The 8402-nt window shown below is 72.0% G+C and carries 8 protein-coding genes and 2 tRNA genes; 3 read left to right on the top strand and 7 right to left on the bottom strand.

The genetic code is table 11. The features are described from left to right. Positions 1 to 24: 24 nt before the first annotated feature. From ACYVE9_RS09840 to ACYVE9_RS09810, 7 genes are all read right to left on the bottom strand, one after another. Positions 25 to 651 (bottom strand): response regulator, encoded by a 627-nt coding sequence (locus ACYVE9_RS09840; protein WP_461027377.1) that lies wholly within the window; start codon positions 649 to 651, stop codon positions 25 to 27. After that, a complete protein-coding gene (locus ACYVE9_RS09835; protein WP_461027376.1) occupies positions 652 to 1902 on the bottom strand; it encodes a sensor histidine kinase in 1251 nt (416 codons plus the stop codon). 133 nt (positions 1903 to 2035) lie between these two features. After that, the gene (locus tag ACYVE9_RS09830) at positions 2036 to 2854 is read right to left on the bottom strand and encodes an ABC transporter permease (protein WP_461027375.1); all 819 of its coding nucleotides are present in this window, start codon (positions 2852 to 2854) and stop codon (positions 2036 to 2038) included. Beyond that, positions 2851 to 3882 (bottom strand): ABC transporter ATP-binding protein, encoded by a 1032-nt coding sequence (locus ACYVE9_RS09825; RefSeq protein WP_461027374.1) that lies wholly within the window; start codon positions 3880 to 3882, stop codon positions 2851 to 2853. Before ACYVE9_RS09825 ends, ACYVE9_RS09830 begins: the two co-directional genes overlap by 4 nt. A gap of 213 nt (positions 3883 to 4095) precedes the next feature. Further along, positions 4096 to 4171, bottom strand: a tRNA-Gly gene (locus tag ACYVE9_RS09820). A 72-nt stretch (positions 4172 to 4243) separates the two neighbouring features. Then, positions 4244 to 4318, bottom strand: a tRNA-Gly gene (locus ACYVE9_RS09815). 119 nt (positions 4319 to 4437) lie between these two features. Further along, the gene (locus tag ACYVE9_RS09810) at positions 4438 to 4755 is read right to left on the bottom strand and encodes a histone-like nucleoid-structuring protein Lsr2 (protein ID WP_461027373.1); all 318 of its coding nucleotides are present in this window, start codon (positions 4753 to 4755) and stop codon (positions 4438 to 4440) included. A gap of 375 nt (positions 4756 to 5130) precedes the next feature. Here ACYVE9_RS09810 and purS point away from each other — a divergent pair, with 375 nt between their 5' ends. From purS to purL, 3 genes are read left to right on the top strand one after another with little or no spacing between them, the layout of a single operon-like run. Next, positions 5131 to 5409 (top strand): phosphoribosylformylglycinamidine synthase subunit PurS, encoded by a 279-nt coding sequence (purS, locus tag ACYVE9_RS09805; RefSeq protein ID WP_461027372.1) that lies wholly within the window; start codon positions 5131 to 5133, stop codon positions 5407 to 5409. Continuing rightward, positions 5406 to 6083, top strand: a complete 678-nt coding sequence (gene purQ / locus ACYVE9_RS09800) for a phosphoribosylformylglycinamidine synthase subunit PurQ (RefSeq protein ID WP_461027371.1) — start codon at positions 5406 to 5408, stop codon at positions 6081 to 6083. The genes purS and purQ overlap by 4 nt, the downstream gene beginning before the upstream one ends. After that, entirely contained in the window at positions 6083 to 8332 is a 2250-nt protein-coding gene (gene purL, locus ACYVE9_RS09795) for a phosphoribosylformylglycinamidine synthase subunit PurL (protein WP_461027370.1), read from the top strand. Before purQ ends, purL begins: the two co-directional genes overlap by 1 nt. Positions 8333 to 8402: the final 70 nt, after the last annotated feature.

Raw genomic sequence — 8402 nt, 5'->3', positions numbered from 1 at the left:
CGGGGCCTGTCCGCAGCACGGCCGTCAGAGCCAGCCGTGCTCCCTGGCCAGACGCACGGCGGCGTGCCGGTTCTCCGCGCCGAGCTTCGCCGCCGCTGCCGACAGGTAGTTGCGCACGGTGCCGGGCGCCAGCGAGGCGCGGCGGGCGATCTCGGCGATCGGGGCCCCGTCCGCCGCCAGTTCCAGCAGCTCCGCCTCCCTGGCGGTGAGCGGCGACTCGCCGGAGCTGATCGCGTCCGCCGCCAGCTCCGGGTCCACGTAGCGGTTGCCGGCCTGCACGCTGCGGATGATCTCGGCGAGCCGCTGCGCGGACACCGTCTTCGGCAGAAAGCCCCGGACCCCGGCGGCCAGCGCCCGTTTGAGGTGCCCGGGCCGGCCGTGACCGGTGACGATCATGGCCCGGCAGCCGGGCAGTTCGGTGCGCAGGGCGGCGGCCACCGCGACCCCGTCCGAACCGGGCATCTGGAGGTCGAGCACCGCGACGTCCGGGTGGTGCGCGCGGGCCATCGCCAGCGCCTCCGGACCGGTGGCGGCCTCCGCGACGACCAGCAGGTCGTCCTCCAGGGCCAGCAGCGCGGCCATCGCGCCGCGGATCAGGTGCTCGTCGTCGGCCAGCAGCACCCGGATGGTGTGCGACCCGGCCTCGCCCATTCAGTTCTCCCTCGTCAACGGCAGCCGTGCGGTGAGCCGGAACCGGTTCCCGTCCTGCGGCCCGGCCTCCAGCCGCCCGTCGAGCTTGGACAGCCGCTCGCGCAGCCCGTCCAGGCCGTGCCCGCCGCCCGAGGGGTACGCGCCCGCTTCCCGGCCGCCTTCCGGCACCCCGTCGTTGTCCATCGTCAGCACCGCTTCCCGGTCGATGCGCAGCGACACCGTGCACAGCCGGGCGTCCGAGTGCCGCAGCACGTTGGTCGTGCCCTCCCTGACCACCCAGCCCAACGCCGACTGCACGGCCTCCGGCAGCCGGTCGTCCCCGGTGTCCATCCGGCAGCGGATCCCGGCCGCCTCCAACACCCCCCGCGCGCCGGCGAGTTCGGTGTCGAGGTTTATCTCCCGGTAGCCGCGGACCACCTCCCGGACCTCACGCTGCGACTCCCGGGCGATGCGCTGGACCTCCACCATCTGGTCCACGCCGGCGTCCGAGCCGCGCAGTGCCAACTGGGCGGCCAGCTCGCTCTTCAGCGCGATCACCGACAGGTTCCGGCCCAGCACGTCGTGCAGGTCCCGGCCGAACCGCAGCCGCTCCTCGGCGACGGCCAGCCGGGCCTGGGTGTCGCGGGCGCCGTCCAGCTCCCACACGACGGCGAGCAGCCACACCGAGAACCGCGAGGTGAACGCCATGAACAGGCCGCCGACCAGGACGCCCGTGGTGAATCCGGCCGTCTCCGGGCCGGGAACGCCCAGCGCGAGCGCCACCAGCAGCGTGCCCAGCGCTGCGCCGGCCGCCAGGGCCGCGATGCGACGCACCGGGCGCAGGTTGGCGGTCAGCGGGATCATCGCCAGCGTCACCGGGGCGATGACCACGTAGGCGGCCGTCTCGCCGTTCCCGAACCACCCCAAACCCCACAGGACCAGCCCGAGCAGGGACAGCCCCGCCGACAGGCCGCCGCACGCCGCCAGCAGCCGGGTGGGCCGCTCCCGGCGGTCCAGCGCCCAGTCCAGGACCCGGCTCGCCGTGAACGCCGTCACGACCCCGTCGGCCAGCACCACGACGGGCAGCACCGCCCGGACCCAGTCCGGGTGTGCGGAGTGCATGGTGAGCAGCGCGGTGGTCGCCGTGCCGACCAGCACGAAGAAGTGGAACGACAGGCGCGTGTACAGCTCGATCCGGGCCGGATCACTCCGCCGGTCCCACCAGGCAGTCCACTTCCTGCCCCCGGACGGCGCCACACCACCGACCACCACCGCGCACCTCCTCCGTTCCTGCCGACCCCGACCCCGACCCCGACCCGGCTCCGGGCCCGACGGCCGTCCGGCCGCGAGGCCGTCCGGGGGCGCGCGGCCGGACGGCCTCGTGCGGTGCCGGGCGGTCTGCCGGTCAGCGTCGTGGCTCCCACCGGAACCACCGGCGTACAGCAAACACCGTCAGAGCGGTCCAGACCACCGCGAGCCCCAGCGCGCGCAGCGGCTCGGCGCCCGAGTCGGCACCCAGCCACCCGTACCTGACGAGGTCCATCACCGGAGTCATGGGCAGCAGTTCGCACACCGTCGCCAACCGGTCGGGCAGCGCGTCCAGCGGCACACCCAGGCCCGAGCCGAAGAACGACACCATCATCAGCGGCAACGCCGTGATCTGCGCGCTCTCCGCTGTTTTGGTGAAGGCGGCGGTGGCCGCGGCCAGCCCGGTCAGGGTGACGAGGGCCAGCGCCAGCCCGACCAGCAGCAGGTCCGGGCGGTGCACCGCCGCCAGATCCAGCGCCAGCGCGCCGGTCAGCAGCAGCATCGCGACCTGGAGCAGCGCCAGCAACGCGCTCGGCGCGGCCGTCCCGGCGAGGATCTCGGTGTCCCGGGGCTCCCCGCTGCGCAGCCGCTTGAGCACCAGTTCCTCACGTCGCGACACGAAGGTAGCGACCATGTTGACGTAGACGACGAGGATCAGCACCACGCCGATGCCGCCGGTCATCACCATGCTGTTCGCGGTCAGCCTGCTGCCCTCGAGAACGCCGCTGCCCAACGACGTCCGCAGCAGCAGCACGAGGCTCAGCGGCATCAGCAGCGAGGTGAACACGGCGGTGCGGTTGCGGAGCAGCAGGGTCAGCTCCGCCCGGCCCAGTGCCGCCAGCCGCCCCGGCACCGTGGTCCTGCCGGTGGTGCCGGGCCGCTGCGGGGAGCCGGTCGTCAGTGTCGTGGCGCTCATCGGGACACCGCCTTACGCATCGTCTTCACCAGGCCGGCCGGCCCACCGGCGGACGGCGACGGTGGGGCGCCGCCGGGGGAGTCCCCGTCCGGCGGGGCGTCGCCCGCGAGGTCCTCCCGCCGGGCGATGTCGAGAAAGGCGTCCTCCAGGGACGCGGACCGGGCGTCCAGGCCGAGGAGTTCGATGTGCTGCTCCCTGGCCCAGTCCAGCAAGCGGGTGAGTGCTTCCTGGAGTTGTTTGGTGCGCACCTCGACCCGCTGTCCGTGCGCCGCGGCCGGCACCGACAGCGGCAGCCGGGCCGGGTCCACGCCGGCCGGCAGGCTGAAGCGGATCGTCGACGGGCGGGACGCGGTGACCTCGGCGGGAGTACCGGACACCACCAGCCGGCCCTGGTGCATGATCCCCAGCCGGTCGGCGAGTTGCTCGGCCTCCTCCAGGTAGTGGGTCGTCAGCAGCACCGTCGTGCCCTGGGCCTGCAGCTCGCGCACCAACTGGTGCGTGTCCTGGCGGCCTTCGGGGTCCATGCCGGTCGTCGGCTCGTCGAGGAACAGCACCTCGGGCCGTCCGACCAGCGCCAGACCCAGGTCGAGGCGCCGGCGCTCCCCGCCGGACAGCTGCTTGACGCGGACGGCCGCCCGGCCGGCCAGCCCGACCATCTCCAGCGCCTCACCCACCGGCCGGGCCCCGGAGGTGACGCCGGCCCACATGCGGGCCGTCTCCATGGTGGTCAGGTCGGACGGCAGGCCGCCCTCCTGGAGCATCATGCCGACGCGCGGCCGGATCCGGCGGCGTTCCCGGTACGGGTCGTGCCCGAGGACTCGCACACTGCCGGCGGACGGCGCGGCCAGTCCTTCGAGCAGCTCCACGGTTGAGGTCTTGCCCGCGCCGTTGGTGCCCAGCAGGGCGAACACCTCGCCCCGGGTCACGTCGAGGTCCAGCCCCCGCACCGCCTCGAAGCCGGACGTGCCCTTCGGTCCGTAGCGCCGGCGCAACCCGGCTGTCGTGATCACTCGTTCCTCGGTGTTCATGACTCCAGCCTTCCGCCGGAGCACGGCCGGCGGCAGTGCCGGCTGTCACCGGCCCGCATGACAAATGTCAGCCGGCGAGCGGGAGAGCCGCCGCGCCGACCAGCGGAGACCGCGGGACGGCCCCACCGGGCAGCCGGAACACCGGGCAGCACAGCACCGTGGTTCGGCGGGCACACGAAAACGGCCCCGGTCCGAAGACCGGGGCCGAATCGATGGAGCGGACGACGAGGTTCGAACTCGCGACCTCAACCTTGGCAAGGTTGCGCTCTACCAGCTGAGCTACGTCCGCACGCACCCACCCGGCTTTCACCGAGTGGCGCGAAGCCCACTCTACCTGATCCATGAGGACCGGTTGAGCAAGTGGAGCGGGTGACAGGGATTGCACACTGCGCCTCCCTCTTGGAAAGAGGGCGCTCTACTACTGAGCTACACCCGCATGACTTGCGTGACCGGTTCGGACTTGCCGTTTCCGGCCCGCCCTCGCGGTGTGCCCTGACTGTAGCCGATCACCCCGGGTGCGATGCAAGTCGGTGTCCCGCCGAGGGGGTGCTCCCCTCAACTGGCCTCGTTGAACGCCTCGTAGACCCGCTTGGGGATGCGCCCGCGGGCCGGCACCTCGTGCCCGTTGGACTGGGCCCAGGCGCGCACGGCCTGCGGGTCGGGGGCCACTGCCGTGCGGTGGTACGTGCGGCCGGACTTCGCCCGCTTGCGGCCGGCCTCCACGAAGGGGGCGAGTGCCTCACGCAGTTTCCCGGCATTCGCCGAGTTCAGATCGATCTCGTAACCCCTGCCGTCGAGGCCGAAGACCACCGTCTCGGCCGCTTCCCCGCCGTCGATGTCGTCGGAGAGTGTGACCACTACGCGCTGTGCCACGGATATTCGGTCCTTTCGGGAGGAACGCCGCCTGAGGTGTACAGCGGCACCCACGCTGACATGGGTGGTACCCGGACTGCCGGAAGGCAGTGGTACCGCTTTTTCCTTTGTACAGCGGCGGCCATTGTCATGCGAAGCCGGGTAATTCCAGTCCGCGTGTCACGCCACATTAGGGACGATACGTTTTTCGTCGCGTTCCGGGCAGGGGTTTTTGCCGCCGAGATCTGAACGTGATGAGGGGCCTCCGATATCTACCCGCGTAGATCCAGGGCCCGGGTACGCTGAGACAGCAGCCGATTCGTCCGGACGATCCGCTTCAGCGCGGCGGCGGACACGGCACCGGGCAGCCAAGCACCAACACCACCGGGAGTACCTGTGGCTCGCGTCGTAGTCGACGTCATGCTCAAGCCGGAGATCCTCGACCCGCAGGGGCAGGCGGTTCAGCGCGCCCTGCCCCGGCTCGGTTTCGAGGGCATCACCGACGTCCGCCAGGGCAAGCGTTTCGAACTCGAGGTGGAGGGCCCCGTCGACGACGCCGCCCTCTCCCGTATTCGGGAAATGGCCGAGACGTTCCTCGCCAACACCGTGATCGAGGACTTCACCGTCCGCGTCGAGGAAGCAGCCGGCGCCGGTCTCCACGGAGTGACCCAGTGAGCACCCGCGTCGGAGTGGTCACCTTTCCCGGCTCGCTCGACGACGGGGACGCGCTGCGCGCCGTCCGCCTCGCCGGCGGCGAGCCCGTCGCTCTGTGGCACCGGGACACCAGCCTCCAGCAGGTCGACGCGATCGTCCTGCCCGGCGGCTTCAGCTACGGCGACTACCTGCGCTGCGGCGCCATCGCCCGCTTCTCGCCGGTCATGGCCACGGTCATCGAGCAGGCCCGCGCCGGCATGCCGGTGCTGGGCATCTGCAACGGCTTCCAGGTGCTGTGCGAGTCGCACCTGCTGCCCGGCGCGCTCACCCGCAACGACCACCTGCACTTCGTCTGCCGCGACCAGCGGCTGCGCGTCGAGAACACCACCACCGCCTGGACGACGGACTACACCGCCGGCCAGGAGATCACCGTGCCGCTGAAGAACGGCGAGGGCGGTTACGTCGCCGACGAGCGCACCCTCGACGCACTGGAGGCGGAGGGCCGGGTCGTGTTCCGCTACCTCGGCGGCAACCCCAACGGCTCGCGCCGCGACATCGCCGGCATCACCAACGAGGCCGGGAACGTGGTCGGCCTCATGCCGCACCCCGAGCACGCCGTCGAGGCCCTCACCGGCCCGACCACCGACGGGCTCGGCTTTTTCACCTCGGCGATCAAGAATCTGGTGGACGCCTGATGACGCTCGACACCACTGAGCACGCAGCCAAGACCCCCGACGACGAGCAGCCCTGGGCGGAGCTGGGCCTCAAGAGCGACGAGTACGCGCGCATCCGCGACATCCTGGGCCGCCGCCCCACGGGTGCCGAGCTGGCCATGTACTCCGTCATGTGGTCCGAGCACTGCTCGTACAAGTCCAGCAAGGTGCACCTGCGCCAGTTCGGCGAGAAGGCGCCGCAGTCCGACGCCATGCTCGTCGGCATCGGCGAGAACGCCGGTGTGGTCGACGTCGGCCAGGGCTACGCCGTCACCTTCAAGGTGGAGTCGCACAACCACCCGTCCTACATCGAGCCCTACCAGGGCGCCGCCACCGGCATCGGCGGCATCGTCCGGGACATCCTCGCCATGGGCGCCCGCCCGGTCGCGGTGATGGACCCGCTGCGCTTCGGCGCCGCCGACCACCCCGACACCAAGCGGGTCCTGCCCGGCGTCGTCGCCGGCATCGGCGGCTACGGCAACTGCCTGGGCCTGCCCAACATCGGCGGCGAGGTCGTCTTCGACCCCTGCTACCAGGGCAACCCGCTGGTCAACGCGCTGTGCGTGGGCGTCATGAAGCACGAGGACATCCACCTCGCCAAGGCCTCCGGCACCGGCAACAAGGTGATCCTCTACGGCGCCCGCACCGGCGGCGACGGCATCGGCGGCGTCTCCGTGCTCGCCTCCGAGACCTTCGACGCGGACGGCCCCGCCAAGCGGCCCGCGGTCCAGGTCGGCGACCCCTTCCAGGAGAAGCTGCTCATCGAGTGCACCCTGGAGATCTTCCGCGAGGAACTCGTCGTCGGCATCCAGGACCTCGGTGGCGCCGGCCTGTCCTGCGCGACCAGCGAGCTGGCCAGCGCCGGCTCGGGAGGCATGCGCGTCGAACTGGACACCGTGCCGCTGCGCGACGCCACGCTCTCGCCCGAGGAGATCCTCATGAGCGAGTCCCAGGAGCGGATGTGCGCCGTCGTCGAGCCCGGCAACGTCGACCGCTTCCTGGAGATCTGCGAGAAGTGGGACGTCATCGCCACCGTCATCGGTGAGGTCACCGAGGGCGACCGGCTGGAGATCTACTGGCACGGCGAGCAGATCGTCGACGTGCCGCCGCGGACCGTCGCCCACGAGGGCCCGGTCTACGAGCGCCCCTACGCCCGGCCCTCCTGGCAGGACGCGCTCCAGGCCGACGACGCCGCCAAGCTGCCGCGCCCGGGCGGCGCCGACGCGCTGCGCGCCGACGTGCTGCGGCTGGTCGGCTCGCCCAACCAGGCGTCCAAGGCGTGGATCACCGACCAGTACGACCGCTACGTGCTGGGCAACACCGTGCTCGCCCAGCCCGAGGACAGCGGCATGATCCGCATCGACGACACCACCAACCTGGGTGTCGCCGTCGCCACCGACGGAAACGGCCGGTACGCCAAGCTCGACCCCTACACCGGCGCGCAGCTCGCCCTCGTGGAGTCGTACCGCAACGTCGCCGCGACCGGCGCCACACCGCTCGCCGTCACCAACTGCCTCAACTTCGGCTCCCCGGAGGACCCGGACGCGATGTGGCAGTTCGCCGAGGCCGCCCGCGGCCTGGCCGACGGCTGCCAGGTGCTGGGCACCCCGGTCACCGGCGGCAACGTCTCGCTGTACAACCAGACCGGCGACACCGCCATCCACCCGACACCGGTGGTCGGCGTGCTCGGCGTCATCGACGACGTGACCCGCCGCACTCCGGTGGCCTTCACCGAGGAGGGCCAGCTGCTCTACCTGCTCGGTGAGACCCACGAGGAGCTGGGCGGCTCGGCCTGGTCGCAGGTGGCGCACGGCCACCTCGGCGGCCTGCCGCCGAAGGTCGACCTGGAGCGCGAGCGGCTGCTCGCGGAGATCCTCGTCGCCGCGTCCCGCGACGGCATGATCGACGCCGCGCACGACCTCAGCGACGGCGGACTCGTCCAGGCCGTCGTGGAGTCCTGCCTGCACGGCGGCACCGGCGCCCGGCTGGTCGTCCCGGACGGACTGGACCCGTTCGTGTTCCTCTTCTCGGAGTCCGCCGGCCGCGCGGTGGTGGCGGTGCCGCGCAGCGAGGAGGTCCGCTTCAACGACATGTGCGGCGCCCGCGGCCTGCCCGTCACCCGCATCGGCGTGCTGGACGGCACCGAGCTGGAGGTGCAGGGCCAGTTCAGCATCCCGCTGGACGAGCTGCGGCAGACCCACGAGGCCACCATTCCGGCCCTGCTCGCCTGACCGGGCGCCCCAGCGCCACCGGGACCACCCGCAGACGACGGCGGCCCGCACCCTCCGCACGAGGGGGCGG

Source organism: Streptomyces sparsus (assembly GCF_054776295.1).
The sequence above is the reverse complement of the archived record's forward strand: the minus strand, read 5'-3'. Positions and strand labels throughout refer to the sequence as shown.